Source organism: Nocardioides pelophilus (assembly GCF_014180685.1).
GTDB lineage: Bacteria > Actinomycetota > Actinomycetes > Propionibacteriales > Nocardioidaceae > Nocardioides > Nocardioides pelophilus.
The window spans coordinates 1-24,692 of sequence record NZ_JACEHF010000047.1 but is presented as its reverse complement, the minus strand read 5'-3'; the positions used below and the strand labels follow the sequence as shown (position 1 = coordinate 24,692).

Below are 24,692 nucleotides of genomic sequence, written 5' to 3'. Positions count from 1 at the left end.
AGGCGGCCCTCAGCAACCCCTCCTCCCTCCCCGAGCTGCGGATCCTGTCCGGCATCGCGGAGGAGATGGGCGCGGCGCTCGGCTTCCGCACGGTCCCCGAGGTACGCGCCGAGATGGCGCAGCTCGGACCGTGGGACGGCGAGCGGCCTGGTCTCGTGACGCTCGCAGAGCGAGCTCCTCGACCAACGGGCTCGCAGGTCGAAGGCACCGGCCAGTCGTTGGTCGAGGAGGTTGCGCAGCAACCGTCACGAGACCAAGACGGTCTCGTCCTCGCGACCTGGAAGCAGTCGATCGACAACGGCCGGATGCAGGACGGCGACAAGTACCTCAAGGCCACCGCGCGGACCCCGGTCGCGCTGGTGACCCAGGACGTCTTCGACGCGCACGGGCCGACGGTGACCCTGACCGGTGACCGCGGTTCGGTCACGCTGCCCGCCGCGGTCGCCGACGACCTGGTCCCGGGCGTGGTGTGGGTGCCGGCCAACTCGTTCGGTGCTGGTGTGCTCAGCGACCTCGCCTCGCCCGGCAGTCGCGTTCGAGTCGAGGGAGGTCAGGCATGAGCGAGTTCCTCACGCCGTTGGCGGCGGACACCACCGAGCTGCCGGCGTTCGGCAACGACGTCTGGTGGGTCATCGGTCTCAAGACCCTGCTGATCTTCGTGGTGCTCGTCCTGCTCACCCTCTTCAACATCTGGTGGGAGCGCCGGGTCGTGGCCCGCATGCAGCACCGGATCGGCCCCAACGTGCACGGCCCCTTCGGCCTGCTCCAGTCGCTCGCCGACGGCGTCAAGCTGGCCCTCAAGGAGGACCTGACGCCGAAGGCCGCCGACAAGGTGGTCTTCATCCTGGCGCCGGTGATCGCGGTCATCCCGGCCTTCGTCACCTTCGCCGTGATCCCGTTCGGCCCCGAGGTGAACTTCTTCGGCGAGCGGACCCCGCTGCAGCTGACGGACATGCCCGTGGCGGTGCTGTTCGTGATGGCGATCGCGTCGATCGGCATCTACGGCATCGTGCTCGGCGGCTGGTCCAGCGGCTCGACGTACTCCCTGCTCGGCGGCCTGCGCTCGAGCGCCCAGATGATCTCCTACGAGGTCGCGATGGGCCTCGCGCTGGTGTCGGTCTTCATGTACGCCGGCTCGATGTCGACCAGCGAGATCGTGGCCGCTCAGGACGACTTCTGGTTCGGCCTGATCCTGCTGCCGTCGTTCGTGATCTACACGATCGCGATGGTCGGCGAGACCAACCGCGCGCCGTTCGACCTGCCGGAGGCCGAGGGCGAGCTGGTCGGCGGCTTCCACACCGAGTACTCCTCGCTGAAGTTCGCGCTGTTCTTCCTCGCCGAGTACATCAACATGGCGACCGTCTCGGCGTTGGCGACGACGCTCTTCCTCGGCGGCTGGCACGCGCCGTTCTGGATCGACGAGGTGTGGGCCGGCGCCAACCAGGGCTACTGGCCGGTGCTCTGGTTCTTCGGCAAGGTCCTGTTCTTCATCTTCATCTTCATCTGGCTTCGCGGATCGCTGCCGCGGCTCCGTTACGACCAGTTCATGGCGTTCGGTTGGAAGCGGCTGATCCCGATCGCACTGATCTGGATCATCGCGGTCGCGACGATGCGGGTGGCGCGGGAGGACCTCGAGTTCGACCGCCAGACCGCGATGATCGCCGCCGGGGTCCTGCTCGCGGTGTTCCTGCTGCTGTTCCTCATCCCGGAGAAGCAGCGCGCCGACGACAGCACACCGGTCACGGCGCCGCGACCCGGAGGCTTCCCCGTCCCGCCGATGCCCGCGGGCGGACCCGTGCAGGGCGCGGCTCGGCCGCTGGTCTTCGCATCGAACGCGCCGACCATGTCGACGGCGTCGGGCGCGACAACCGACAGTCCTGGCAGCACTTCCGGCACCACTTCTGGCACCACTTCTGGCACCACCGAGGGCGCGGAGACGAACGATGGCTGACAAGTCCCAGGGGACCCCGTCGCTCAAGGAGCAGTTCTGGGACCCCGTCGCCGGCTTCGGCGTGACCTTCCGGACGATGTTCCGCAAGGTCGTGACCGAGCAGTACCCCACGGAGAAGTTCGCGACCGCGCCGCGGTTCCACGGCCGCCACCAGCTCAACCGGTGGCCGGACGGCCTGGAGAAGTGCATCGGGTGCGAGCTGTGCGCCTGGGCCTGCCCGGCCGACGCGATCTACGTCGAGGGCGCGTCCAACGTCGACGGTCCGACCGTCGACGCGGACGGCAACACCGTGGAGTCGGGGCGGTTCTCGCCGGGCGAGCGGTACGGCCGCGTCTACCAGATCAACTACCTGCGCTGCATCCTCTGTGGGCTGTGCATCGAGGCGTGCCCGACCCGCGCGCTCACGATGACCAACGAGTACGAGCTCGCCGACGACAACCGCCAGGACCTGATCTTCGAGAAGTCCGACCTGCTCGCGCCGCTCCTGCCCGGCATGGAGCAGCCGCCGCACGCCATGCAGCTCGGCGACGACGAGAAGGACTACTACCGCGGCGACTTCAAGCCGGCGGCGCCGGCCACCGGAGGTGAGACCACGTGACCGCGTTCTGGATTCTCGCGCCGATCATGGTGCTGGCGGCGGTCGGCATCCTGTTCGTGCGCAAGGCGGTCCACGCCGCGCTGCTGCTCGCGGTCGTGATGATCAGCCTCGCGATTCTCTACGCCGTCCTCGAGGCGCCGTTCCTCTTCGCCGTGCAGATCATCGTCTACACCGGCGCGATCCTGATGCTCTTCCTGTTCGTCCTGATGCTCGTCGGTGTCGACGCCTCCGACTCGCTCGTCGAGACCATCCGCGGCCAGCGTGCGCTGGCGTGGGTGACCGGACTGGCGTTCGTCGTGATGATGGTGGTCGGGCTGACCCAGATCACCTTCGGCTCCGCGGTCGGGCTCGACGAGGCCAACGAGGGCGGCAACGTGCAGGCGCTCGCCAACGTGCTGTTCTCGCGCTACGTCTTCGCCTTCGAGGTCACCAGCGCGTTGCTCATCACCGCTGCGGTCGGCGCGATGGTGCTCGCGCACCGGGAGCGGCTCACGCCCAGGCCCAACCAGCAGGAGCTCGCCGCGAAGCGGGTGCGCGACTTCACCGAGAAGGGCGTCCACCTCGGACCGCTGCCACCTCCGGGCGTCTACGCCCGCCACAACGCGGTCGACACCCCGGCGCTGCTGCCCGACGGCAGCCCGGCGCCGGCCTCCGTCTCGCGGGTGCTGGCGGCCCGGGGCACGGTCCGCCTCGCGAGCGCCCTCGCTGACGACATCGACGTGGTCACCGCCCAGCTCGGCCAGGACCCGGCCCACAAGCCCGAGACCGGCGGCAAGGACGCGGCGACGGCGAGCAGCGAGGAGGACGTTTCGTGACCGAGTACGTCGTGCTCTCGGCGATCCTGTTCACGATCGGATCGATCGGGGTGCTCACCCGCCGCAACGCGATCGTGGTGTTCATGTGCGTGGAGCTGATGCTCAACGCCTGCAACCTCGCCTTCGTCGCCTTCGCCCGCCAGCACGGCAACCTCGACGGCCAGATCGCCGCCTTCTTCGTGATGGTGGTGGCCGCGGCCGAGGTCGTCGTCGGACTCGCGATCATCATGACCATCTTCCGCACCCGTCGATCGGCCTCGGTCGACGACGCCAGCCTGCTGAAGTTCTGAGGGGCCGATGAGTTCTCACCTGCTGCTGACCGTCGCTGCGGAGGCAGAGCACCACATCCCGGTGGTCGCTCCGACCGAGGCCGACGGCGTCTTCTCGCTGCTGTGGCTGATCATCGCGCTGCCGCTCCTCGGCGCCGCGGTGCTGCTGCTCGGCGGCAAGTACACCGACAAGTGGGGCCACCTGCTCGGCACCGCGCTGCCTGTCGGGTCGTTCGTGATCAGCCTGCTGTGCTTCTTCAGCCTGCTCGGGCGTGACGACTCCGACCGCCAGGTGTCCCAGCACCTCTACGACTGGATCCAGGTCGGCGGGCTCGACGTCGGCATGGACCTGATGTACGACCCGCTGTCGGCGATGTTCCTGCTGCTCATCACCGGCGTCGGCTCGCTGATCCACGTCTACTCGATCGGCTACATGGAGCACGACCCGCGGCGGCGCCGGTTCTTCGGCTACCTCAACCTGTTCGTCGCGGCGATGCTGATGCTGGTGCTGTCGGAGAACTACCTCGGGCTGTTCCTCGGCTGGGAGGGCGTCGGCCTCGCGTCGTACCTCCTGATCGGGTTCTGGCAGCACAAGCCCTCGGCAGCGGCCGCGGCCAAGAAGGCGTTCGTCATCAACCGGGTCGGCGACATGGGGATGGCGCTGGCGATCTTCCTGTTCTTCGTCACCTTCGGCTCCACCAGCTTCAGCGTGATCAGCGCGTCCGCCGGAAGCGCCTCGGAGACGACGCTCAACTGGCTCGGCGTGCTGCTGCTCGTCGGCGCCTGCGGCAAGTCCGCGCAGGTCCCGCTGCAGGCCTGGCTCCTCGACGCGATGGAGGGCCCGACCCCGGTGTCGGCGCTCATCCACGCGGCCACCATGGTGACCGCCGGCGTCTACCTGATCACCCGCTCCAACTTCATCTTCGAGCTCGCGCCGACCGCGCAGACCGCGGTCGTGATCGTGGCCACGGTGACGCTGCTGTGGGGTGCGATCCTCGGGTGCGCCAAGGACGACATCAAGAAGGGCCTCGCCGGCTCGACCATGAGCCAGATCGGCTACATGATGCTCGGCGCCGGCCTCGGTGTCGCCGGCTACGCGTTCGCGATCTTCCACCTGCTGACCCACGGCTTCTTCAAGGCCAACATGTTCCTCGGCGCCGGCTCGGTCATGCACGCGATGGACGACGACGTCGACATGCGCCACTACGGCGGCCTGCAGAAGCTGCTGCCGATCACGTTCCTGACGTTCGCGATGGGCTACCTCGCGATCATCGGGTTCCCCGGCTTCTCGGGCTTCTTCTCCAAGGACAAGATCATCGAGGTCGCGCTCACCGAGAACCTCCTCGTCGGCCTCTGCGCCCTCCTCGGCGCCGGGATCACGGGCTTCTACATGACCCGGATGATGCTGCTGACGTTCTTCACCAAGAAGCGCTGGGCCGACGGCGTGCACCCGCACGAGTCGCCCGCCGTGATGACGGTCCCGCTGATCGTGCTGGCCGCGCTCTCCGTGCTCGGCGGCGTGATGCTCGCCGGTGACTGGATCGTCGAGTTCCTCACGCCCGTGGTCGGACACGTCGAGCACGAGGACCCGCCGCTGCCCGCGATCGTGATCACCCTGATCGTGGTGGCCGTGGTCGGCGTCGGCGTCGCGCTCGCGTTCTTCCTGTTCCAGAAGCGCGACGTGCCGCGCGAGGCCCCGCAGGACGTCTCCTTCGTCACCAGGGCGGCCCGCGCCGACCTGTACGGCGACGCGATCAACGACGGCCTCGTCGTGCGACCCGGCGGGCACCTGGTGACCGCGCTGGTCGCCACCGACCGCAGTGTCGTCGACGGCGCCTTCACCGGAAGCGCCTTCACGGTCCGCGGCGTCGGGCAGGGACTGCGCCGGCTGCAGACCGGCTACGTGCGCTCCTACGCCCTGTCCGTGCTCGTGGGCGCCCTGATCCTCGTCCTGACCCTGGTGGCGGTGAACCTCTGATGTTGTCCACCCTGATCTGGCTCCCGCTGGTCGGCGCGATCGTCGTCGCCGTCGCCCCTGCCACGCTGAGCAAGCTGCTCGGCATGGGCGTGGCCGCCGCGACGCTCGTCGTCGGCATCGTGGCCGCGTTCTCCTACCAGGTCGACGACGGCATGCAGCTGACGGAGACCTACACCTGGATCGAGGCCTTCGGCGTCCACTACGCGCTCGGCCTCGACGGCCTGGGCCTGTTGATGGTGCTGCTGACCGTCGCCCTGGTGCCGCTCGTGCTCGCCGCCGAGTGGTTCACCGCCGATGACACCGACGGCGGTGGCGCACGGGCGTTCGTCGCCTGGACACTGGCGCTGGAGTCGCTCTCGCTGGCGGTCTTCTGCGCGACCGACGTGTTCCTCTTCTACGTCGTGTTCGAGGCCACCCTGATCCCGGCGTACTTCCTCGTCGGCGGCTTCGGCCGCGCGGGCCGCGGTGCGGCCGCGATGAAGTTCCTGATGTTCCAGCTCGCCGGCGGCCTGGTGCTCCTGGCGTCGGTCATCGGCCTGTACGTCGTCTCCGCCGAGCAGGGCGAGCCGTCGTACCTCCTCTCCGACCTGGCCGCGCTCGACATCGGCACCAACGCGGGCCGCTGGCTGTTCGCCGGCTTCTTCATCGCGTTCGCGATCAAGGCGCCGCTGTTCCCGCTGCACACCTGGCTGGCCGACACCACCGAGAAGGCCACGCCCGGCACCTCGGTGCTGCTGGTGTGCGTGCTCGACAAGATCGGCACCTTCGGCATGCTGCGCTTCTGCCTCGGGATCTTCCCCGAGGCATCGGAGTGGGCGACGCCGGTCGTCATCACCCTCGCGCTGATCTCGATCGTGTACGGCGCGCTCGTGGCGATCGGGCAGGACGACGTGCTCCGGCTGATCGGTCTCACCTCGCTCAGCCACTTCGGCTTCATCACGCTCGGCATCTTCGCGATGACCAGCCAGGGCAGCTCCGGCGCGGTGCTCTACATGGTCAACCACGGCATCGGCACCGCGGCGCTGTTCCTCATCGCCGGCTACGTCCTCCACCGCCGCGGCACCACCCTGATCAGCGAGATGGGCGGCCTCGAGAAGGCGACCCCCGTCCTCGCGGGCCTGTTCCTGGTCGCCGGTCTGGCGACCCTGGGCCTGCCCGGACTGAGCCCGTTCGTGTCGGAGTTCCTGGTGCTCGTGTCGGCGTTCGACTACGCCTGGTACGTCGGCGCGATCGCCGTCACCGGCATCGTGCTGGCGGCCATCTACGTGCTCTGGATGTACCAGCGCACCATGACCGGCCCGACCCCGCCGGAGGTGGAGGGCACCACCGACCTCGACGTCCGTGAGATCGGCGCGGTCGCGCCGCTGATGGCGGCGCTGCTGCTGTTCGGCTTCTACCCGGCGCCGCTGCTCGACGTGGCCAACCCCTTCACCGACGACCTGCTGGCCCACGTCGGCGTCGAGGACGACGGACCGGACGTCCCGGCGGTCGATCCCGACCACGAGGCCGGCACCGAGGAGGAGGCGCACTGATGCCCGAGTTCAGCAAGCCGAGCATCGAGTACTTCGAGCTGCTCCCGCTGCTCATCGTCTTCGGCGCCGCGTGCCTGGGTGTCCTCGTCGAGGCGTTCCTCCCGCGCGAGCGGCGGCGGATCCCGCAGGTGCTGGTCACCGTCGGCGGTCTGGTCGCCGGCCTCGCGGCGACGATCTGGGTCGCCACCGACGTCGAGGAGCACGCCGACGGCGCTGCGCGCGGCCTGGTGGGTGCCGAGGGCAGTGTCATCGTCGACGGTCCGACCCTGTACCTGTGGGGCCTGATCCTGGTCTTCGGGATCCTCGGCGCCGCCCTGTTCGCGGAGCGACGCCTGGAGGGCGGGCTCTCCTCGTTCGCCGGCCAGGCCGCAGCGCTTCCCGGCACGGAGGCGGAGCGTCAGGCCGCCACCAAGGGCCTCGACCACACGGAGGTCTACCCGCTGCTGCTGTTCGCGATCGGCGGCATGCTGCTCTTCCCCGCCTCCGGCGACCTGCTCACCATGTTCGTGGCCCTCGAGGTGCTCTCCCTCCCGCTCTACCTGCTCTGCGGGCTGGCGCGCCGCCGGCGGCTGCTCAGCCAGGAGGCGGCGCTCAAGTACTTCCTGCTCGGCGCCTTCTCCTCCGCCTTCTTCCTGTACGGCGCCGCGCTGGTCTACGGCTACGCCGGCTCGGTGTCCTTCGCCGGCGTCGACAAGGCGGTCCGGGCGGGCAGCGCGGACCACGGGCTGCTGCTGGCCGGCATCGCCCTGCTCGCCGTCGGCCTGCTGTTCAAGGTCGGCGCCGCGCCGTTCCAGGCCTGGACGCCGGACGTCTACCAGGGCGCGCCCACGGCGGTCACCGCCTTCATGTCGGCGGCCACCAAGGTCGCGGCGTTCGGCGCCCTCCTGCGCCTCTTCTACGTCGCGTTCGGCGCCGAGCGCTGGAGCTGGCAGCCGATGCTGGCGGTCGTCGCGATCGCCACCATGCTGCTCGGCGCCGTGCTCGCGATCGTGCAGACCGACGTCAAGCGGATGCTCGCCTACTCCGCGGTCGCCCACACCGGCTTCCTGCTGACCGGCGTGATCGGCGCCCAGGGCGCGGGCGACCTCGCCGAGGGCCAGTACTCGTCGCTGGAGGGCGTGCTGTTCTACCTCACGACCTACGGCTTCGCGTCGGTCGGTGCGTTCGCGCTGGTCACGGTGGTCCGTGACGCCGGTGGCGAGGCGACCGGCACGGCAGCCTGGGCCGGCCTCGGCAAGCGCTCACCGCTGGTCGCCGGGGCGTTCGCGTTCTTCCTGCTGTCGATGGCGGGCATCCCGCTCACGTCGGGCTTCGTCGGGAAGTGGGCGGTCTTCACCTCGGCCATGTCTGCCGGCTTCTGGTGGGTGGTGCTGCCCGCGATCGTGTCGAGCGTCATCGCGGTCTTCTTCTACATCCGCCACATCCGGGTGATGTTCTTCAACGAGCCCGAACCGGGTGAGACGGCGGCGGTCAGCGAGGCCTCGCTGCTCACCGTCGGCACCGTTGCGGTCTGCCTCGCGGCGACCGTCGTGCTCGGCGTTGTGCCGGGCCCGGTGCTCGATCTGGTGGTGGGTGCGGGAGACTTCATCAGGTGAGCCCTGCCGAGCTGGCCCTGCCGATCACCGACGACGCCCTGGCCGCCCGCCTGCGCGAGCGGATGACGGCGGTCGAGGCAGCGCTCTTCGAGCACGCGAGCAGCCGGGCGCCGTACGTCACCGAAGCGGCGCGCCACCTGCTCGCCGCCGGCGGCAAGCGGTTCCGCCCGTTGCTGGTCCTGCTGGCCGCCGAGGCCGGTGACCGCCCGGACGCCGCCGAGGTGCAGATGGCGGCCTGCGTCGTCGAGATCACCCACGTCGGCTCGCTCTACCACGACGACGTCATGGACGAGGCCGCGCTGCGCCGCGGCGCCGACTCCGCGAACTCCCGCTACGACAACCTGGTCGCGATCCTCACGGGCGACTGGCTGTTCGCGAAGTCCTCCGAGCTCACCTCGCAGCTCGGCCCGGAGGCCGTGCGGATCCAGGCCGAGACCTTCACCCGGCTGGTCGAGGGCCAGATCCTCGAGACCGTGGAGCCGGGCCCCGGCGACGACCCTCTGCAGCACTACCTCGAGGTCGTCGCCGGCAAGACCGGCTCGCTGATCGCGACCTCCGCCCGCTACGGCGCGATGTTCGGAGGTGCCTCCCCGGAGGTGGTGGCCGCGCTGACCGAGTACGGCGAGCTCGTCGGCACCGCGTTCCAGCTCTCCGACGACATCCTCGACGTCGCCTCGGAGTCGACCGAGTCCGGCAAGACGCCCGGCACCGACCTGCGTGAGGGAGTGCCGACGCTGCCGGTGCTGATGGCCAAGGCCTCCGCCGACCCCGCCGACGCCCGGCTGCTCGAGCTGCTCTCCGCCGACCTCACCGACGACGACCTGCACGCCGAGGCGCTCGACCTGCTGCGCAAGCACCCCGCGATGGCCGAGGCCCGCGCCTACGTCGTCGCCCGGGCACAGGAGGCCAAGCAGCTGCTCGCCGTCCTCCCCGAGGGATCGGTGCGCTCCGCCCTCGAGGCCTTCGCCGACGTCGTCGCCGTGCGGACAAGCTGAGATCGCGGGACCTGCGGTAGGCGTGGGTTCTCCGAACGACGGTCCGGAGTGCACGCGCCATTAGGGTGCCGCTGCGCGAGCACGCCGTGCGGCCAATAGCGTGCCGCTGCGCGAGCACGCAGAAGCGCAGCGCCTCATTGCCATGCGTCCTCGGGGTTCAGGTCCTCCAACTCCCAGGTGCCTTCCTTAACCCACAGCAGATGAGGGCGCGGTAGGCCTTCGTAGAGGGCGTAGCCAACCAGTGTGGGGTTGGGCTTCCAGTCGTACTCAGCTGGTGGTCCCGGCTTCAGCCCTGCGATGAAGGACCCAAGGCGGGGTTCAACGAACGGCGCAAGCCACTCCAGCGCGGCGCTTGCGACCAGGGGGTCTGTCTTCCAGGAGAACCGGCAGTCGAGGTGCCAGCGGTACCCCGACCAATTGAGCAAACCGTGCGGTGTGGTGCTGGCGTCCATGTCGTAACTGACGGCCCTCGCCCAGTCGTGTCGCCATGGCTCGTGCTCGTAGGGATTGGCATCGGGTCCTAAGTAGTCTCGCCAGTCTGGCGTGAAGTCCTCCCACGCCTCCACGACTGGTGGTGGGAGAGCGGTCGGAGGAGCGCCATTCGACTCGTCTCCTGTCGCCAACGCAGAGAACGCGGCGAGCACATGGTCAGGAGTCGATTCGGCGAAGTCGAAGGATAGACAGACCTCTGTGAAGGAACCCATGTCGTGACCCTAGGTCAGGAGAAACGCTGAGGATCGGGGGTAGGCCCGCTTCTCGGCAGCAGCGGGCGGGTATCGCTGAACGTCGTACCTGAGGTTTCGGCCCCGATGCGGGTCCAGATGGGGCCGGAACTTCAGGTACGTCGTGTGTGATGGCCGCGCCCTCCGCTCGGCAGTAGCGCGCATGCCGATGCCCCCGCCGAGGCGGGGTTCGGGGCTGGGTAGCTATTCCTCGGGCGGGTCGGACGTAGGAGTCGCGGTGAGTTGGTAGGTGCCGGTGGGGTCGACCAGGTAGGTCCCCGACGGCAGGGTCCAGTAGTAGGTGCCGGGGGTGAGCATCCGGTAGGAGGCGCGGCCGGCGGTCTTCATCCGGTGATGCCCGCGGCACTTCGGGGCCAGGTTGCGGGCGGAGGTCTCGCCGCCGGCGGCGTGCGGCTCGATGTGGTCGAGGTCGCAGGACTCGGCCGGTCGGGTGCAGTGCGGGAAGACGCAGTGGTGGTCACGCAGCGTGACCTGTCGGGCGATGCGGTCGGGGATCTCGTAGGAGTCGACCGGCTAGGAGCCGGCCAGGTCGATCATCGGCCGCACGATCACCGAGGTGTGCGCCAATCCGAGCCATTGCTTGATCTGCTCGACGCTGATCGGTGTGCGGGTGTTGCCGAACCGGCCGACGGTCTGGTCGGTCGCGCTGAGGTGGACGACGAGCTCGGTCTTGCGGCCGGGCACGGTGCGGGCGATCTCCCCGGTATCGGGGTCGGCGACCTCCAAGTCGAGCATCAGGTCCTCACGCGCGATCTCACCGAGCGCCTTGGCGCGGCGTACGTCGAGGGAGTCGTCGTCGCCGAGCTGGCCGTAGAGCTTGGCGCGACGCGCGAGGGCTTGTTCGAGGTCGAGGGCATCGGCAACATCGAGGACGGCGTCCACGTGGGCGATGCCGTCGTAGCCGACGTTGTCCACGCCGGTGTCGACGTGACGGTGGTCCTGCGCCTCTCGCCGCCGTTCCTCCGCGGCCTCGGGGTCGAACCGCACCAGTGCTTCCTCGACGAGCCGGTCGACCTGGGTCCAAGTGCACCCGTGGGCGTAGGGGGCGAGGTGGCGGTCCACGAACACAGCGGCCTCGGCGGGCAGCAGCCGGGTGGAGTCGGTGACCCGGAGTGCCTTCCACACCGGGACCTCACCGTCGAGCACCCGGGCCCAGAGTCGCGGGAGCCTGTGGGCCAGCTCGATCACCTGCCCGACGTAGTTGCGTCCGGAGTCCAGGGACTGACCCAAGAGGGCACTGAGCTCCATCACCGCGAAGTCACTGACCAAGGGGGCACCGGGTCCGGCGAGCGGCAGCCCGGTGTCCAGACCACGCTCGGTCAACGTCGACGCGTCGGCCTCATCAGCGACGACATGCTCGCCAGCCCATTCGGCGATCTCGCGGACGGTGGCGATCTCCTGATCGGTGATGACCGTGCGGCGCTGCTGGATGCTGGCGAGCAGCTCCTGGGAGCGCGTGACCGCAACAGAGCCGACGGCCTCGACCGCCGCCGGGGCGGTGAGGTCGAAGAGCGGTGCGGTCCCGAGATCCATGTTCGGAATCAAACCACAAGGCTCCGACAGTTCGATGCGAGCCCGATCCACCTGTGGAAACACCCCTTGACCGCGACTACTGAAGCGTTGCAGAAGGTGCGGGCATGGGGGTCTCGTGACGGTCGCAGAGCGACCTCCTCGACCTACGAGGTGGCAGAGCGACCTTCTCGACCTACGAGGTGGCAGAGCGACCTTCTCGACCAACGAGGTGGCAGAGCGACCTTCTCGACCTACGAGGTGGCAGAGCGACCTTCTCGACCTACGAGGTGGCAGAGCGACCTTCTCGACCAACGAGGGTGGCAGAGCGACCTTCTCGACCAACGAGGGTGGCAGAGCGACCTCCTCGACCAACGAGGTCGCAGAGCGACCTCCTCGACCAACGAGGTGGCAGGGCGACCTTCTCGACCAACGAGGTGGCAGGGCGACCTTCTCGACCAACGAGGTGGCAGGGCGACCTTCTCGACCAACGAGGGTCGCAGAGCGACCTCCTCGACCAACGAGGGTCGCAGAGCGACCTCCTCGACAAGCGAGGGTCGAGGGCGCCGGACGATCGATCAGACGGCGGCGGACTCCGAGACCAGCACGAACTGCCGGCGCCGCTCGCGCAGCGCGTCCCAGGTGAAGACCGTGAGGGCGAGCCAGACGAGCGCGAAGCCGATCCACCGGCCGGGGGGCATGTCCTCGCCGAGCACGGTGATGCCGAGCGCGAACTGCAGCACCGGCGCGAGGTACTGGAGCAGCCCCAACGAGGTCATCGAGAGCCGGGTGGCGGCGCCGCCGAAGAGCAGCAGCGGGATCGCGGTGACGACGCCGCTCGACATCAGGAGCAGCACGTGGCCGGCGCCCTCGGAGGCGAAGTGCGCCTCGCCGGAGGCGCCGAGCCAGAACAGGAAGGCGACGGCGAACGGCGCGATCACGGCCGTCTCGAACGCCAGGCTCTCGACCGCGCCGACGCTGGCCGTCTTCTTCGCCAGCCCGTAGGTCCCGAACGAGAACGCCAGCACCAGCGCCACCCACGGGGGCCGGCCGTAGTCCCAGGTCAGCACCGCGACGGCGACGAAACCGACGCCGAGCGCCGCCCACTGGACCGGCCGCAGCCGCTCGCCGAGGATGACGACGCCCATGAGCACGGTGACCAGCGGGTTGATGAAGTAGCCGAGCGAGGTCTCCACCACGCGTTCGGAGTTCACGCCGTAGATGTAGGTGCCCCAGTTCGCGGTGATCGTGGCCGCCGCGAGCAGCAGGAGCAGCGTCGTACGGCGATCGCGGAGCAGGTCGCGCAGGGCACCGCGGCGGCGCAGCAGGAGCACCAGCAGTGCCATGGCGAGCGCGGACCAGAAGATCCGGTGGGCCAGGATCTCGATCGGGCCGCTCGGCTGCAGGAGCGGGAAGTAGAGCGGAAAGGCGCCCCACAGGCCGTACGCGGCGATCCCGAACAGCAGGCCCCGCCGCGATTCCGCCACGTCAGGAGCGTACGGCCCGGACGGTCATGACCGGTAGGGGTTTAGCCGACGCTCCAGGTGTCGCCGGCGTTCAGCAGCTGGGTGAGCCGCTCGGGGCCGCTGCCCTCGACCTTGGCGCGGGCGTCGGAGACCTGGGCCCGGGCGAGATCGTCGTACGTCGGGCGCTCGACCTGGCGGAAGATGCCGATCGGTGAGCGGTTGAGGTAGCCGGCGTCGGTGAGTCGGGAGATCGCGAACGCAGTGGACGGGTCCGGGTTGTGCGCGTCGTGGACGAGCAGCTGGTCGGGCGACACGGCGCCGGTCTCGGCCACCTCGACGCCGCCGCCGGCGGAGCGGACGAGTGCCTTGTCGCCCATGCCGGTGGTCGCGTCGCGGCTGCCGAAGGTGATCGGCTCGCCGTGGACCAGCGGGATGATCGCGTGCTCCTTGGTGTCGTTGTCCTTGATCGCGTCGAACGCTCCGTCGTTGAAGATCGGGCAGTTCTGGTAGATCTCGACGAACGACGTGCCGCGGTGCGCCGCGGCCGCCTCGAGCACGCCGGTGAGGTGCTTGCGGTCGCTGTCGATGGTGCGGGCCACGAAGGAGCCCTCGGCGCCCAGCGCCAGGGACACCGGGTTGAACGGGTGGTCGAGGGAGCCCACGGGGGTGGACTTGGTGATCTTGCCGACCTCGGAGGTCGGGGAGTACTGGCCCTTGGTGAGGCCGTAGATCCGGTTGTTGAACAGCAGGATCGTCATGTTCACGTTGCGGCGCAGCGCGTGGATCAGGTGGTTGCCACCGATCGAGAGCGCGTCGCCGTCACCGGTGACGACCCAGACCGAGAGGTCCTCCCGCGCGGTCGCGATGCCGGTCGCGATCGACGGCGCCCGGCCGTGGATCGAGTGCATGCCGTAGGTGTCGAGGTAGTACGGGAACCGCGAGGAGCAGCCGATGCCGGAGACGAACACGATGTTCTCGCGGCGCAGGCCCAGGCCCGGCAGGAAGGACTGCACGGCCTTGAGCACGGCGTAGTCGCCGCAACCCGGGCACCAGCGGACCTCCTGGTCGCTGGTGAACTCCTTGGCCGTCTGCGGGCCGTCGGCTGCCGGGACCGACTCGGTGCCGGTGCGGAGGGTCGGGAGGTTCAGGTCGGTGCTCATGAGAGAGGTGCCTCTTCGTGGTCGGCAGGCGGGTTCAGTCCGTGTTCGCCGAGGTCGACGTCGACGCCCTCGGCCTCGCCGACGAGCTGGCCGATGGCCTCGGCGAGCTCGGCGGCCTTCAGCGGGAGGCCGCGGACGTGGTTGTAGCCGATGGCGTCGACGAGGTACTCGGCGCGCAGCATCTTGGAGAGCTGGCCGAGGTTCATCTCGGGGACGAGGACCCGGTCGTAGCGCTTGAGAATGTCGCCGAGGTCGTCGGGGAACGGGTTGAGGTGGCGCAGGTGGGTCTGGGCGACCTGGTAGCCGGCGCGGCGGACGCGGCGGCAGGCCGCACCGATCGGGCCGTACGTCGAGCCCCAGCCGATCACCAGCACCTTCGCCTCGCCGGACGGGTCGTCGACCTCGAGCGGCGGGAGGGACTTGGCGATGGCCTGGACCTTGGCCTGGCGGATCCGGACCATGAAGTCGTGGTTGGCCGGGTCGTAGGCGATGTTGCCGTGGCCGTCGCCCTTCTCGAGGCCGCCGATCCGGTGCTCGAGGCCGGGGGTGCCGGGGATGGCCCACGGCCGGGCGAGGGTCTCCTCGTCGCGGAGGTAAGGCCAGAACTCGTCCGGCTCGGCGGCGCTCCCGTCCTCCTGCGCGGCGGCCGCCTTCTTCGACACGTGGTTGAGGGCGGTGGCGAAGTCCGGGTCGATCGCCGGCAGGTCGTCGATGTCGGGGATCAGCCACGGCTCGGACCCGTTGGCGAGGTAGCCGTCGGAGAGCAGCATGACCGGGGTGCGGTAGGTGATCGCGATCCGGGCGGCCTCGACCGCTGCGGCGAAGCAGTCGCCGGGTGACTGCGGCGCCACGATCGGCACCGGCGCCTCGCCGTTGCGGCCGTACATCGCCTGCAGCAGGTCGGCCTGCTCGGTCTTGGTCGGCAGCCCGGTGGACGGACCGCCGCGCTGCACGTCGATGACCAGCAGCGGCAGCTCGGTCATCACCGCCAGGCCGATCGCCTCGGACTTCAGCGCGATGCCGGGACCCGAGGTGGTGGTCACGCCCAGCGAGCCCGCGAAGGACGCGCCGATCGCCGCGCCGATGCCGGCGATCTCGTCCTCGGCCTGCAGCGTGGTCACGCCGAACGCCTTGTGCTTGCTGAGCTCGTGGAGGATGTCGGAGGCCGGGGTGATCGGGTAGGACCCGAGGAAGACCGGCAGGCCGGAGCGGACGCCGGCGGCGATCAGGCCGTAGGACAGCGCCAGGTTGCCGGTGATGTTGCGGTAGGTCCCGGTCGGCAGGGTCGCGGGCTTGACCTCGTAGCGGACCACGAACGTCTCGGTGGTCTCGCCGTAGTTCCAGCCGGCCTTGAACGCGGTGATGTTGGCGTCACGGATGTCGGGGGCCTTCTTGAACTTGTTCTCCAGGAAGGTCGTCGTCGACTCGGTCGGACGGCCGTACATCCACGACAGCAGGCCGAGCGCGAACATGTTCTTCGCCCGGGCCGCGTCCTTGCGGGACAGGCCGAACTCCTTGACCGCCTCGACCGTCATCCCGGTCAGGTCGACGGGGTGCACCTGGAAGTCGCCCAGCGGGTCGTTCGCGTCGCCCAGCAGGTCGAGCGGGTTGACGTCGTAGCCGGCCTTGTCGAGGTTGCGCTTGGTGAAGTCGTGGCTGTCGACGATGATCGCCGCGCCCTTGGGCAGGTCGCCGACGTTGGCCTTCAGCGCCGCCGGGTTCATCGCCACCAGTACGTCGGGACGGTCGCCCGCGGTCAGGATGTCGTGGTCGGCGAAGTGCACCTGGAACGACGACACGCCCGGCAGGGTGCCCTGAGGTGCGCGGATCTCGGCCGGGAAGTTCGGCAGGGTCACCAGGTCGTTGCCGAAGACGGCCGACTCCTGCGTGAACCGGTCACCCGTCAGCTGCATGCCGTCACCGGAGTCCCCGGCGAACCGGATGATCACCCGATCGAGCTGCTTGACCTGCTTGGTCTGACTCACGTTCGGTCCACTTTCCCTGAGCACATGCCTGATTCTAGAACCTGTTCCAGTTTTCTGCTGGACACGTGTCCGAAGTCTCGCCGGAGGCGGCGGTGACACGCTGCCCCACGATAGTCCGCCGTCGACGCGCTTCCGATTCTTCGCCAGGTCCTGAGAGCCCGGCCTCCGTGACCTCACTCACACCCTGCTGGCCCTCGAGCGGTCGGCCGCACCCCTTCCTCGGAGGGTGGTTGCTCGTTTCTCGTTAAAGTCTAGTAATCTACCCATCATTAACGAGAAGGTCGCGCCTCGAGGGGCGAGGCAGAGCCACGAAGTGAGGACAAGAGAGATGAACAAGACGATCAGGGCGACGGCGCTGGGGCTGACCGGGATGGTGGCCTTGACCGCCTGCACCTCGGCCGGCGGCAGCGACTCGAAGGACACCGTCGCCGTGGTGGCGTTCTCGGTGATGGAGTCGGCGAACGAGGGTGTCTACGAGGCCTTCCAGGACAGCGATGCCGGGACCGATGTCGAGTTCGCGCCGTCGTACGGCGCCTCGGGCGACCAGAGCCGGGCCGTCGTGGACGGCAAGGAGGCGGACTACGTCCACTTCTCGCTCGAGACCGACGTGACCCGGCTGGTCGACGAGGGCCTGGTCGCCGAGGACTGGAAGGAGGCGACGCCGACCAACGGCATCGCGACGTCCTCGGTCGTCGTCTTCGTCGTCCGCGAGGGCAACCCGCTCGGCATCGACTCGTGGGACGACCTGGTCGAGGACGACGTCGAGATCGTGACGCCGAACCCCGGCTCCTCGGGTGCCGCACGCTGGAACATCCTCGCCGGCTGGGCGCACGTCGTCGGCAACGGCGGCACCGACAAGGAGGCAGAGGAGTTCGTCTCGCAGCTGCTGGCGAACACCCCCGCCCTCCCGGCCAGCGGCCGCGAGGCGACCTCGGCGTTCGTCGAGGGGGACCAGGACGTGCTGCTCTCCTACGAGAACGAGGCGATCCTCGCCAAGCAGAACGGTGAGGCCATCGACTACGTCGTGCCGACCGACACGCTGCTCATCGAGAACCCGGCTGCGGTCACGGTGGATGCGAAGGAGAGCGCGAAGGACTTCCTGGAGTTCGTGACGTCGGCCGAGGCGCAGGAGCTGTACGCCGGCTTCGGGTTCCGTCCGGTGGAGGGCGTCGACGGTGTGGAACTGCCGGAGGTCGAGGGCGCGAACGACCCGGCCGATCCGTTCCCGGCTCCGGCGCAGCTGTTCACCATCGACGACGACTTCGGCGGCTGGTCCGTCGCAGCGGAGCGCTTCTTCGCCGACGGGGAGGACGGTGAGCCGCTCGGGATCATCCCGCAGCTCATCGAAGAGTCCGGCGCGGACGCCCAGGAGTAGGGACACCTGTGGCCACCGCAACCGTTGGTGCGACCGCCCGCCCCACGTCGCCACGGCGTCGGGCGGGCGCCCGCACGACCCTGACCGCCGGGTCCTCGCTCGGGCTCGGCATCGCCGTCACCTGGTTCAGCCTGCTCGTGCTGATCCCGCTGACCGCCATCGTCGCCACCTCCGCCGGGCGCGGGTGGTCGGGCTACGTCGACACCCTCGCCAACCCGCAGACCATGGCTGCCATCCAGCTCACCGTCGGTCAGTCGCTGCTGGTGACGGTGATCAACATCGTCATGGGCACCGTGATCGCCTGGGTCCTGGTCCGGGACCGGTTCTGGGGAAGGGCGGTGCTCGACGTGATCATCGACATCCCGTTCGCGCTGCCGACGATCGTCGCCGGTCTCGTGCTGCTCGGCCTCTACGGCAACGGCAGCCCGATCGGCCTCGACTGGGCCTACACGGAGCGGGCGGTCCTGCTCGCGCTGGCGTTCGTGACGCTCCCGTTCATCGTCCGCACCGTGCAGCCGGTCCTCGAGGAGCTCGACCACGACGTCGAGGAGGCCGCTGCGTCGCTCGGCGCGAAGCGCCTCACGATCTTCCGGCGGATCATCCTCCCCAGCCTGGCGCCGGCGATCGCCGCCGGCGCGGCGCTGTCCTTCGCCCGCGCGATCGCGGAGTACGGATCCCTGGTGCTGCTCAGCGGCAACAAGCCGTTCAGCACCGAGGTCGTCTCGGTGCGGGTGCTCTCCTTCATCGAGAACGGCAGCACGGAGTCGGCCGCCGCCGTCGCGAGCCTGATGCTCGCTGTCGCGTTGTTCGTGATCGTCGTGCTCGACGTCGTGCAGAGGCGGGTGTCACGCCGTGGTTGAGGTCTCCACCCCCGTGAAGTGGCTGCTGCGCGTGCTGGCCATCGGCTACGTCTTCTTCCTGGTCGCCTGGCCGGTCACGACGATCGTCCGTCAGGCGTTCGCCGACGGCCTCGGCACGTTCGTCGAGATCTTCAGCGACGAGCAGGCCGTCAACGCGCTCACCCTGACCGTCCAGGTCGCCGTCCAGGCCGTCCTGATCAACCTGGTGTTCGGCGTCGGCATCTCGCTGCTGCTCGTCCGCTACGAGTTCCCCGGCAAGCGGGTCCTGTCGGCCCTGGTCGACCTGCCGATGGCGGTCTCGCCGGTCGTCGTGGGCCTCTCGCTGCTGCTCGTCTACAACGGCCGGGACGGCTGGTTCGGCGAGCACCTCGAGAAGTGGGGCGTCCAGATCATCTTCAGCGGCACCGGGATGATCATGGCCACCTGCTTCGTGGCGCTGCCGCTCGTCATCCGCGAGGTCGTGCCGGTGCTCACCGAGATCGGCGACGACCAGGAGCAGGCGGCGCGCAGCCTCGGCGCCAACGCCCGCCAGACGTTCTGGCGGATCACGCTGCCCAGCATCAAGTGGGCGGTCGTGTACGGCGTGGTGCTGAGCCTGGCCCGCAGCCTCGGCGAGTTCGGAGCGGTGAAGATCGTCTCCGGGAACGTCGCCAACCAGACCCAGACCGCGACGCTGCTCGTCGAGAAGCAGTACCAGAGCTTCGACCAGGCCGGCGCCTACGCCACCTCGTTCGTCCTCGCGTTCGTGAGCGTGCTCTGCATCGTCGTCGTCTCCATCCTCCGCCCGAAGGAGCACCACTGATGTCCATCGAAGTGACCAACGTGACCAAGAAGTACGGCGACTTCTACGCCCTCGACGACGTGAGCGTCTCGCTGCCCACCGGTCAGCTCACCGCCCTGCTCGGCCCGTCGGGCGGCGGCAAGTCGACCCTGCTCCGGATCATCGCCGGACTCGACACCGCCGACAGCGGCAGCGTCGCGATCGAGGGCACCAACGCGACGAAGCTACCGCCGCAGAAGCGCAACGTCGGGTTCGTCTTCCAGCACTACGCGGTGTTCAAGCACATGACCGTCGCGAAGAACGTGGCGTTCGGGCTGGAGATCCGCAAGACCCCGAAGGCGGAGGTGAAGCGGCGCGTGGGTGAGCTGCTCGAGCTCGTGCACCTCTCGCAGTTCGCCGACCGGTTGCCCTCGCAGCTGTCGGGCGGCCAGCGGCAGCGGATGGCGCTCGCCAGGGCGCTCGCCGTCGAGCCGAGCGTGCTGCTGCTCGACGAGCCGTTCGGGGCCCTGGACGCCAAGGTCCGCAAGGAGCTGCGCGAGTGGCTGCGGCGCCTGCACGACGAGGTCCACGTGACCACGGTGTTCGTGACCCACGACCAGGAGGAGGCGATGGAGGTCGCGGACGAGATCGTGGTGATCAACCAGGGCCGGGTCGAGCAGGTCGGCAGCCCCGACCAGCTCTACGACGAGCCCGCCAACGACTTCGTGATGGGCTTCCTCGGCGAGGTCACCCGGCTCGGGCCGGTGCGGCTGCGGCCGCACGACATCGAGGTCGCGACGACCCCCGGCCGGGCCGGAACCTTCCCTGGGACGGTCACCCGCCTGCTGCGGGTGGGCTTCGAGGTGCGCCTCCAGGTCGAGCTCGAGGACGTGTCTCGAGACGGTCGCAGCGCGACCTCCTCGACAACCGGAGTGGGCGCCGCGCCGGTCTCGGTCGTGCTGCCGCGCAGCCACGCCCGGTCGCTCGACCTCGAGCTGGGGTCGCGGGTGTGGCTGACGGCCGCGGTCGGCGCGGTCACGGTGCCAGCGATGGTGCCGGCGGTGGTGGCCGTCTGACGGGAGACCGCCCGCCGCGGCTCAGCTGGTGATCGCCGCCACCCGGCGCCCGAGGGCCTCGGCGTGGCGGCGGAAGCCGTCGGCGACCCTCCCCGGGCCGGCCAGCGGCACGAGCGGGCCGGAGAACTCCTCCCAGGTCTCGTACGTCGTGGGCCGGCCCGGCGGCTGGGTCAGCTTCTGGTGCCGGGTGCCGCGGACCAGGCCGAGCTTGGCCGGCAGTCCGGCGTAGACGTAGGAGAGGAGCGCGGTCGTCGTACCGTCGGCGGCTGTCGTCGGGTGCTCGATCGCGGTGATCACCTCGGGGGAGCGGGTGCCCTTGCCGTTCGCCCACCGCACCGAGAGCAGGATCGGGTTGCCGACGGCCGGTGGCTGCTCGGTCTCGGCCCGTACGACGAACGGGTTCCACTCGGCGTACGCCTCGGTGTCGAGCATGACCTGCCAGACGACCGCGAGTGGGGCCTCGATCGCGACGGTCGCGCGGGGTTCAGCAGGCATCGAGCTGGGTGCTGAGAGCGCCGAGCGACTGCAGCTGGCTCTGCCGGTCGAGGTCCTCTGACGAGGTGATCACGGCCGGCACCAGGAGGCCGACGATCGCGGTGGCCTGGGCCCGCTGGATGCAGGCTTGCTCCTCGGCGTCCTCCCTGGCGCGCTCGTCGGCCCGCCAGAGGAGCACGCCGTGCGCGGCCACCAGGACGATCAGGACGGACAGGAGGGCGACGAGCAGCCGGTTCATGGCGGTCACCCTAGCGGCGCGGCGCGCTGGTGGCGGGAGGAGGAAATAGCCCGTTTGGCCGATTACGGGACCCCGTCCGGCGACGTAGCGTCGCAACCGAGCCCGGGGCCTCCGGGCAATTCTCGGGCAACCCTTTCTACCTTTCGAGGACGGCTACGCATGAGGCTCCCGCAACTCACCTTCGGCAAGGTCTTGGCTGGCACAGCGGTCGTGCTGGCCGTGACCACCGGCACCGCGTACGCGGCCAACACGGTCGGCAGCGGCGACATCATCAATGACTCGATCCAGAGCGTCGACATCAAGAACGGCACGATCGTCGCGGCAGACATCCACAACGAGACCATCGGCAGCACCAAGATCCTCAACGGCTCGATCAAGAGCGCCGACATCACGAATGCGACGATCACCAGCCTCGACATCGCCGACGGCACGGTCCGGTCGTCCGACATCCTGAACAACTCGATCGCGGGCATCGACATCCTCGATGGCACCGTGGGCTCGGTCGACGTCCTCGACGACTCGCTGACCGCCGCCGACCTGGCGCCGGACTCCGTGAGCTCCTCCGAGATCCAGACCGATGCCGTCCAGGCGACCGAGATCGCCGACAACTCGATCGACTCCGGCGAGATCCAGAACAACTCGCTCTTCTCCGCGGACCTCGGCGCGGGCTCCGTGCGGGCCAGCGAGCTGGGCACGATCACGCAGCGTTCGGCCGTGAGCGCCAACATCCCGGCGAACGGCAACGGCTCCGTCACCGCGAGCTGCCTCGCGGGTGAGGTCGCGCTCTCCGGTGGCAACGACGGGTTCTTCGACGTCTTCGTCGTCGCTTCCCGCAGGCAGGGCAATGGCTGGTCGGTGTTCGCACACAACAACAGCGCCGGCAACCGCACGATCACGGCCCACGTCTACTGCCTGCAGGCCTCGTAGATAGGACTGTGAGCCTCAGATGACACTCCAAATGAGGGCGCGCAGCGCCCGAGCTACCGTGCTCGCGGTCGCGGTCGCGGCTGCGCTCGTCACGGCTGGTCCCGGATTCGGGTTGGCCGACGACGGGTCCGCCGGGTCCACCCGGGGGGCGCAGACGGAGAAGGCGGCACCCCCCGGCTCCGTCCGCGTGCCGGCGACGACAAACATGAAGGCGAGTCGGGGCGTCAAGCCGTCGGACAAGATCCCGGCGGGGTCGACGCGCACCGCGCAGCCGCCGGCCGTCAAGGCCGGTCCCACCAAGGTGGTGGACCGGTCCGACAAGGGCGTGAAGAACCTGCGTCCGACCAAGGACAGGGGCACGAAGAACCTGCCCCCGCGGCGGGACCTCGGCGACCGCTGACCCAACCAACGATCGTGGCCCGGCTCCGGAAGGAGGCGGGCCACGATCATTTCGCCTTAGCGGCCCCGTTGGTCGAGGAAAGCGCAGGAGGCCCCCGGCCCGAATGCGACGACGGGCCGGGGGCGCAGCGGCCCCGGTTGACCAGCTCCCACCGCGCCAATCGAGGGCCTCACCTTGGTCCCTGGGGACGTCAGGGACTGGTTGACGAGCATACCCACATCGTCTGACTTTGTCAGGCCCATCCTGACGCGATGATGATCACTGTGGCGCTCTGCGGACTCCCTGCGGACTGGCGGCCATGGAGAGCGGGCTGACCTGCACCGTCACCGGTAGTTGGTGAACTGCACCGCGAAGTCGTAGTCCTGCGCCTTGACCAGCGCCTGCACGGCCTGGAGGTCGTCGCGCTTCTTCGACGAGACGCGCAGCTCGTCGCCCTGGATCTGCGCCTTCACGCCCTTCGGGCCCTCGTCGCGGATCAGCTTGGTGATCTTCTTGGCGTCCTCCGAGGAGATGCCCTCCTTGAGCACGATCCCGATCTTCGACTGCTGCCCGGACGGCCGCGGCTCGGAGGCGTCGAGGATCTTGAGCGACTGGCCGCGCTTGATCAGCTTCTGCTGGAACACGTCCAGTACGGCGGAGGCGCGGTCGTCGGCCGAGGCGGTGATCTCGATCGCCTGGTCGCCCTTCCACTCGATCGTGGCGCCCGTGCCCTTGAAGTCGAAGCGGGTCGCGACCTCTCGGGCCGTCTGTCCGAGCGCGTTGTCGACCTCCTGCCGGTCGATCTTGCTGACGATGTCGAAGGAGGAGTCGGCCATGGATCTCACCTGTGCTGTCTTGAGTGCGGTTTTCGGGGACGGCGTCGTGCTGCGCTATTGTTTCGCGTCGTTGTCGACCGGCCAACCTGGGCCAGCTCGGAGCCAGCTCTGAGCCAGGTTGAAGGCGGTCGTGACACACCCTGGCAGGTTGCCCGAGCGGCCAAAGGGAGCTGACTGTAAATCAGCCGGCAATGCCTACAGTGGTTCGAATCCACTACCTGCCACAGGGATAAAACCGCCCCTGACCTGCGGAAACGCGGGTCAGGGGCGGTTTGCATTTCGCCCGCGTGCGATCCACGTGCGATCCAGCGGGGCGTTTTCGGTCGGTTTTCGGCCTCACAACCCCGCAGATTGGCTGCGATACGGCCGAGTTCGACCCGCCCCTCTGGCCGCGGCGCGACGTTCGTTGCGCCGACCGGTTGATCCGCCGGTTTTCCGCGTGGGGGACCGACATCGAGCAGCGTGGCGAGCTCACAGGTGCTGTCAACGTGGTGGTTGTCCACAAGGGAGACCCCAGCCTCGACGTACTCAAGAAATGACGTGCGAGAGTCGGACGAAGCTGTGTCATAGGCGGCCCCGGCCGGTGCTGGAACACCGACCGGAGCCTAGGTACCGAGTGCGCGAAAGGCACCCAGACCATGAATCCATCTTCTACTGCTGCCCGTGCGTCGGGCCAGCCGGTCACGTGTCGCCCCGCGCCGGCACCTGCTTCGGTTAGGGAGTATCGCCGCGATCGACGGCACCTCTACCCACTCGAGGAGTTCCGAGAGGCAGTCGCGATCGGTGGCGTCGTGTCGTCGTTCTGTGGGCTCGACGTGGAACTGCCGCGGGGTCGCGGCTCCGACGTCGAAGAAGCCACAGAGCCCGCCGTCGACGACTGCATCACCTGCGTCGACATCTGGCGCGAGAGCAGGTCGGTCCGGCTGTGACCGCGGGTCGCCATCCTGCGAACCGTGCCCTCTGCTGCGAGTGCGGAGCGTCCCGGACAGTGGCGCAGTCGTACAGAGGCAGGCCGCCGGAGGAGGAGCCTGACCCGGTAGCCCGGACACCTGATCTGTAGCGATGATCGCTGCAGGAGAGGAGTCCGTAGATGCCTGCACCACACCCACCGGAGTTCCGCCGCAGGGCAGTCGACCTGGCCCGCAAGCCG

At 69.1% G+C, this 24,692-nt stretch carries 24 protein-coding genes, 1 tRNA gene and 1 pseudogene; 17 read left to right on the top strand and 9 right to left on the bottom strand.

Features of this window, described 5'->3' with window-relative positions:
* The 9 genes and pseudogenes from H0488_RS10360 to H0488_RS10320 form a co-directional block, all read left to right on the top strand.
* A pseudogene (locus tag H0488_RS10360) lies at positions 1 to 560 on the top strand (hypothetical protein); the annotation flags it as partial.
* The gene (gene nuoH, locus H0488_RS10355; protein WP_183099196.1) at positions 557 to 1,951 is read left to right on the top strand and encodes an NADH-quinone oxidoreductase subunit NuoH; all 1,395 of its coding nucleotides are present in this window, start codon (positions 557 to 559) and stop codon (positions 1,949 to 1,951) included. The pseudogene H0488_RS10360 and the gene nuoH, both read left to right, overlap by 4 nt.
* Positions 1,944 to 2,549, top strand: a complete 606-nt coding sequence (gene nuoI / locus H0488_RS10350; RefSeq protein WP_183099195.1) for an NADH-quinone oxidoreductase subunit NuoI — start codon at positions 1,944 to 1,946, stop codon at positions 2,547 to 2,549. Before nuoH ends, nuoI begins: the two co-directional genes overlap by 8 nt.
* Positions 2,546 to 3,364 carry an NADH-quinone oxidoreductase subunit J gene (locus H0488_RS10345; protein ID WP_183099194.1) on the top strand — a complete coding sequence of 273 codons (819 nt, stop codon included), beginning with the start codon at positions 2,546 to 2,548 and terminating at the stop codon, positions 3,362 to 3,364. Before nuoI ends, H0488_RS10345 begins: the two co-directional genes overlap by 4 nt.
* Positions 3,361 to 3,654, top strand: a complete 294-nt coding sequence (gene nuoK / locus H0488_RS10340) for an NADH-quinone oxidoreductase subunit NuoK (RefSeq protein ID WP_141800503.1) — start codon at positions 3,361 to 3,363, stop codon at positions 3,652 to 3,654. The genes H0488_RS10345 and nuoK overlap by 4 nt, the downstream gene beginning before the upstream one ends.
* Positions 3,655 to 3,661: 7 nt before the next feature.
* Positions 3,662 to 5,611, top strand: coding sequence for an NADH-quinone oxidoreductase subunit L (gene nuoL, locus H0488_RS10335; RefSeq protein ID WP_183099193.1), 1,950 nt, complete (start codon positions 3,662 to 3,664; stop codon positions 5,609 to 5,611).
* Positions 5,611 to 7,143: an NADH-quinone oxidoreductase subunit M gene (locus H0488_RS10330; protein WP_183099192.1), complete on the top strand. Its 1,533-nt coding sequence runs from the start codon at positions 5,611 to 5,613 to the stop codon at positions 7,141 to 7,143. Before nuoL ends, H0488_RS10330 begins: the two co-directional genes overlap by 1 nt.
* On the top strand, positions 7,143 to 8,738 hold the full coding sequence (nuoN, locus tag H0488_RS10325) for an NADH-quinone oxidoreductase subunit NuoN (protein WP_183099191.1): 1,596 nt from the start codon (positions 7,143 to 7,145) through the stop codon (positions 8,736 to 8,738). Before H0488_RS10330 ends, nuoN begins: the two co-directional genes overlap by 1 nt.
* Complete coding sequence (locus tag H0488_RS10320) at positions 8,735 to 9,733, top strand: polyprenyl synthetase family protein (protein ID WP_183099190.1); 999 nt, start codon at positions 8,735 to 8,737, stop codon at positions 9,731 to 9,733. The genes nuoN and H0488_RS10320 overlap by 4 nt, the downstream gene beginning before the upstream one ends.
* A 134-nt stretch (positions 9,734 to 9,867) precedes the next feature.
* Here H0488_RS10320 and H0488_RS10315 read toward each other — a convergent pair whose 3' ends face one another.
* From H0488_RS10315 to H0488_RS10290, 6 genes are all read right to left on the bottom strand, one after another.
* The gene (locus H0488_RS10315) at positions 9,868 to 10,437 is read right to left on the bottom strand and encodes a hypothetical protein (protein WP_183099189.1); all 570 of its coding nucleotides are present in this window, start codon (positions 10,435 to 10,437) and stop codon (positions 9,868 to 9,870) included.
* 222 nt (positions 10,438 to 10,659) lie between these two features.
* Complete coding sequence (locus tag H0488_RS25405) at positions 10,660 to 10,941, bottom strand: HNH endonuclease signature motif containing protein (protein ID WP_220794425.1); 282 nt, start codon at positions 10,939 to 10,941, stop codon at positions 10,660 to 10,662.
* A gap of 48 nt (positions 10,942 to 10,989) precedes the next feature.
* Entirely contained in the window at positions 10,990 to 12,009 is a 1,020-nt protein-coding gene (locus tag H0488_RS10305; protein WP_183099188.1) for an HNH endonuclease, read from the bottom strand.
* Between the two features lie 554 nt (positions 12,010 to 12,563).
* Entirely contained in the window at positions 12,564 to 13,472 is a 909-nt protein-coding gene (gene rarD / locus H0488_RS10300) for an EamA family transporter RarD (protein ID WP_312856281.1), read from the bottom strand.
* A 41-nt stretch (positions 13,473 to 13,513) separates the two neighbouring features.
* Entirely contained in the window at positions 13,514 to 14,611 is a 1,098-nt protein-coding gene (locus H0488_RS10295; protein WP_183099187.1) for a 2-oxoacid:ferredoxin oxidoreductase subunit beta, read from the bottom strand.
* On the bottom strand, positions 14,608 to 16,629 hold the full coding sequence (locus tag H0488_RS10290) for a 2-oxoacid:acceptor oxidoreductase subunit alpha (protein ID WP_376768463.1): 2,022 nt from the start codon (positions 16,627 to 16,629) through the stop codon (positions 14,608 to 14,610). The genes H0488_RS10295 and H0488_RS10290 overlap by 4 nt, the downstream gene beginning before the upstream one ends.
* A 295-nt stretch (positions 16,630 to 16,924) precedes the next feature.
* Between H0488_RS10290 and H0488_RS10285 the strand changes: the two genes are divergently transcribed.
* The 4 genes from H0488_RS10285 to H0488_RS10270 are packed head-to-tail and all read left to right on the top strand — an operon-like array spanning position 16,925 to position 20,667.
* Complete coding sequence (locus tag H0488_RS10285; protein WP_183099185.1) at positions 16,925 to 17,971, top strand: sulfate ABC transporter substrate-binding protein; 1,047 nt, start codon at positions 16,925 to 16,927, stop codon at positions 17,969 to 17,971.
* Positions 17,972 to 17,979: 8 nt separating this feature from the next.
* Positions 17,980 to 18,831, top strand: coding sequence for a sulfate ABC transporter permease subunit CysT (gene cysT, locus H0488_RS10280; RefSeq protein WP_183099184.1), 852 nt, complete (start codon positions 17,980 to 17,982; stop codon positions 18,829 to 18,831).
* Positions 18,824 to 19,633, top strand: a complete 810-nt coding sequence (locus H0488_RS10275) for a sulfate ABC transporter permease (RefSeq protein WP_183099183.1) — start codon at positions 18,824 to 18,826, stop codon at positions 19,631 to 19,633. Before cysT ends, H0488_RS10275 begins: the two co-directional genes overlap by 8 nt.
* On the top strand, positions 19,633 to 20,667 hold the full coding sequence (locus H0488_RS10270) for a sulfate/molybdate ABC transporter ATP-binding protein (protein ID WP_183099182.1): 1,035 nt from the start codon (positions 19,633 to 19,635) through the stop codon (positions 20,665 to 20,667). Before H0488_RS10275 ends, H0488_RS10270 begins: the two co-directional genes overlap by 1 nt.
* Before the next feature lie 21 nt (positions 20,668 to 20,688).
* Here the strand turns inward: H0488_RS10270 and H0488_RS10265 are convergent, their stop codons facing one another.
* Entirely contained in the window at positions 20,689 to 21,162 is a 474-nt protein-coding gene (locus H0488_RS10265; RefSeq protein WP_183099181.1) for an SRPBCC domain-containing protein, read from the bottom strand.
* On the bottom strand, positions 21,152 to 21,400 hold the full coding sequence (locus H0488_RS10260; RefSeq protein ID WP_183099180.1) for a hypothetical protein: 249 nt from the start codon (positions 21,398 to 21,400) through the stop codon (positions 21,152 to 21,154). The genes H0488_RS10265 and H0488_RS10260 overlap by 11 nt, the downstream gene beginning before the upstream one ends.
* Before the next feature lie 159 nt (positions 21,401 to 21,559).
* Between H0488_RS10260 and H0488_RS10255 the strand changes: the two genes are divergently transcribed.
* Together H0488_RS10255 and H0488_RS10250 are read left to right on the top strand one after the other, a co-directional pair.
* Complete coding sequence (locus H0488_RS10255) at positions 21,560 to 22,327, top strand: hypothetical protein (RefSeq protein ID WP_183099179.1); 768 nt, start codon at positions 21,560 to 21,562, stop codon at positions 22,325 to 22,327.
* A 31-nt stretch (positions 22,328 to 22,358) separates the two neighbouring features.
* Positions 22,359 to 22,727 (top strand): hypothetical protein, encoded by a 369-nt coding sequence (locus H0488_RS10250; protein ID WP_183099178.1) that lies wholly within the window; start codon positions 22,359 to 22,361, stop codon positions 22,725 to 22,727.
* Positions 22,728 to 23,050: 323 nt separating this feature from the next.
* Here the strand turns inward: H0488_RS10250 and H0488_RS10245 are convergent, their stop codons facing one another.
* On the bottom strand, positions 23,051 to 23,542 hold the full coding sequence (locus tag H0488_RS10245; RefSeq protein ID WP_183099177.1) for a YajQ family cyclic di-GMP-binding protein: 492 nt from the start codon (positions 23,540 to 23,542) through the stop codon (positions 23,051 to 23,053).
* A gap of 142 nt (positions 23,543 to 23,684) precedes the next feature.
* On the opposite strand from H0488_RS10245, the gene H0488_RS10240 reads away from it, so the two are divergent.
* Positions 23,685 to 23,766, top strand: a tRNA-Tyr gene (locus H0488_RS10240).
* A 567-nt stretch (positions 23,767 to 24,333) separates the two neighbouring features.
* On the top strand, positions 24,334 to 24,471 hold the full coding sequence (locus H0488_RS10235) for a hypothetical protein (protein WP_183099176.1): 138 nt from the start codon (positions 24,334 to 24,336) through the stop codon (positions 24,469 to 24,471).
* The last annotated feature ends 221 nt before the right edge of the window (positions 24,472 to 24,692 follow it).

Bases quoted from the DNA above. Each gene is read 5' to 3' on its own strand.
- H0488_RS10270 (WP_183099182.1), top strand. From the start codon at position 19,633: ATGTCCATCGAAGTGACCAACGTGACCAAGAAGTACGGCGACTTCTAC.
- nuoN (WP_183099191.1), top strand. From the start codon at position 7,143: ATGCCCGAGTTCAGCAAGCCGAGCATCGAGTACTTCGAGCTGCTCCCG.
- H0488_RS10295 (WP_183099187.1), bottom strand. From the start codon at position 14,611: ATGAGCACCGACCTGAACCTCCCGACCCTCCGCACCGGCACCGAGTCG.
- H0488_RS10245 (WP_183099177.1), bottom strand. From the start codon at position 23,542: ATGGCCGACTCCTCCTTCGACATCGTCAGCAAGATCGACCGGCAGGAG.
- nuoL (WP_183099193.1), top strand. From the start codon at position 3,662: ATGAGTTCTCACCTGCTGCTGACCGTCGCTGCGGAGGCAGAGCACCAC.
- H0488_RS10265 (WP_183099181.1), bottom strand. From the start codon at position 21,162: ATGCCTGCTGAACCCCGCGCGACCGTCGCGATCGAGGCCCCACTCGCG.
- H0488_RS10305 (WP_183099188.1), bottom strand. From the start codon at position 12,009: ATGGATCTCGGGACCGCACCGCTCTTCGACCTCACCGCCCCGGCGGCG.
- H0488_RS10315 (WP_183099189.1), bottom strand. From the start codon at position 10,437: ATGGGTTCCTTCACAGAGGTCTGTCTATCCTTCGACTTCGCCGAATCG.
- nuoH (WP_183099196.1), top strand. From the start codon at position 557: ATGAGCGAGTTCCTCACGCCGTTGGCGGCGGACACCACCGAGCTGCCG.
- H0488_RS10285 (WP_183099185.1), top strand. From the start codon at position 16,925: ATGAACAAGACGATCAGGGCGACGGCGCTGGGGCTGACCGGGATGGTG.
- H0488_RS10330 (WP_183099192.1), top strand. From the start codon at position 5,611: ATGTTGTCCACCCTGATCTGGCTCCCGCTGGTCGGCGCGATCGTCGTC.
- H0488_RS10250 (WP_183099178.1), top strand. From the start codon at position 22,359: ATGAGGGCGCGCAGCGCCCGAGCTACCGTGCTCGCGGTCGCGGTCGCG.
- H0488_RS10255 (WP_183099179.1), top strand. From the start codon at position 21,560: ATGAGGCTCCCGCAACTCACCTTCGGCAAGGTCTTGGCTGGCACAGCG.
- nuoI (WP_183099195.1), top strand. From the start codon at position 1,944: ATGGCTGACAAGTCCCAGGGGACCCCGTCGCTCAAGGAGCAGTTCTGG.
- H0488_RS10260 (WP_183099180.1), bottom strand. From the start codon at position 21,400: ATGAACCGGCTGCTCGTCGCCCTCCTGTCCGTCCTGATCGTCCTGGTG.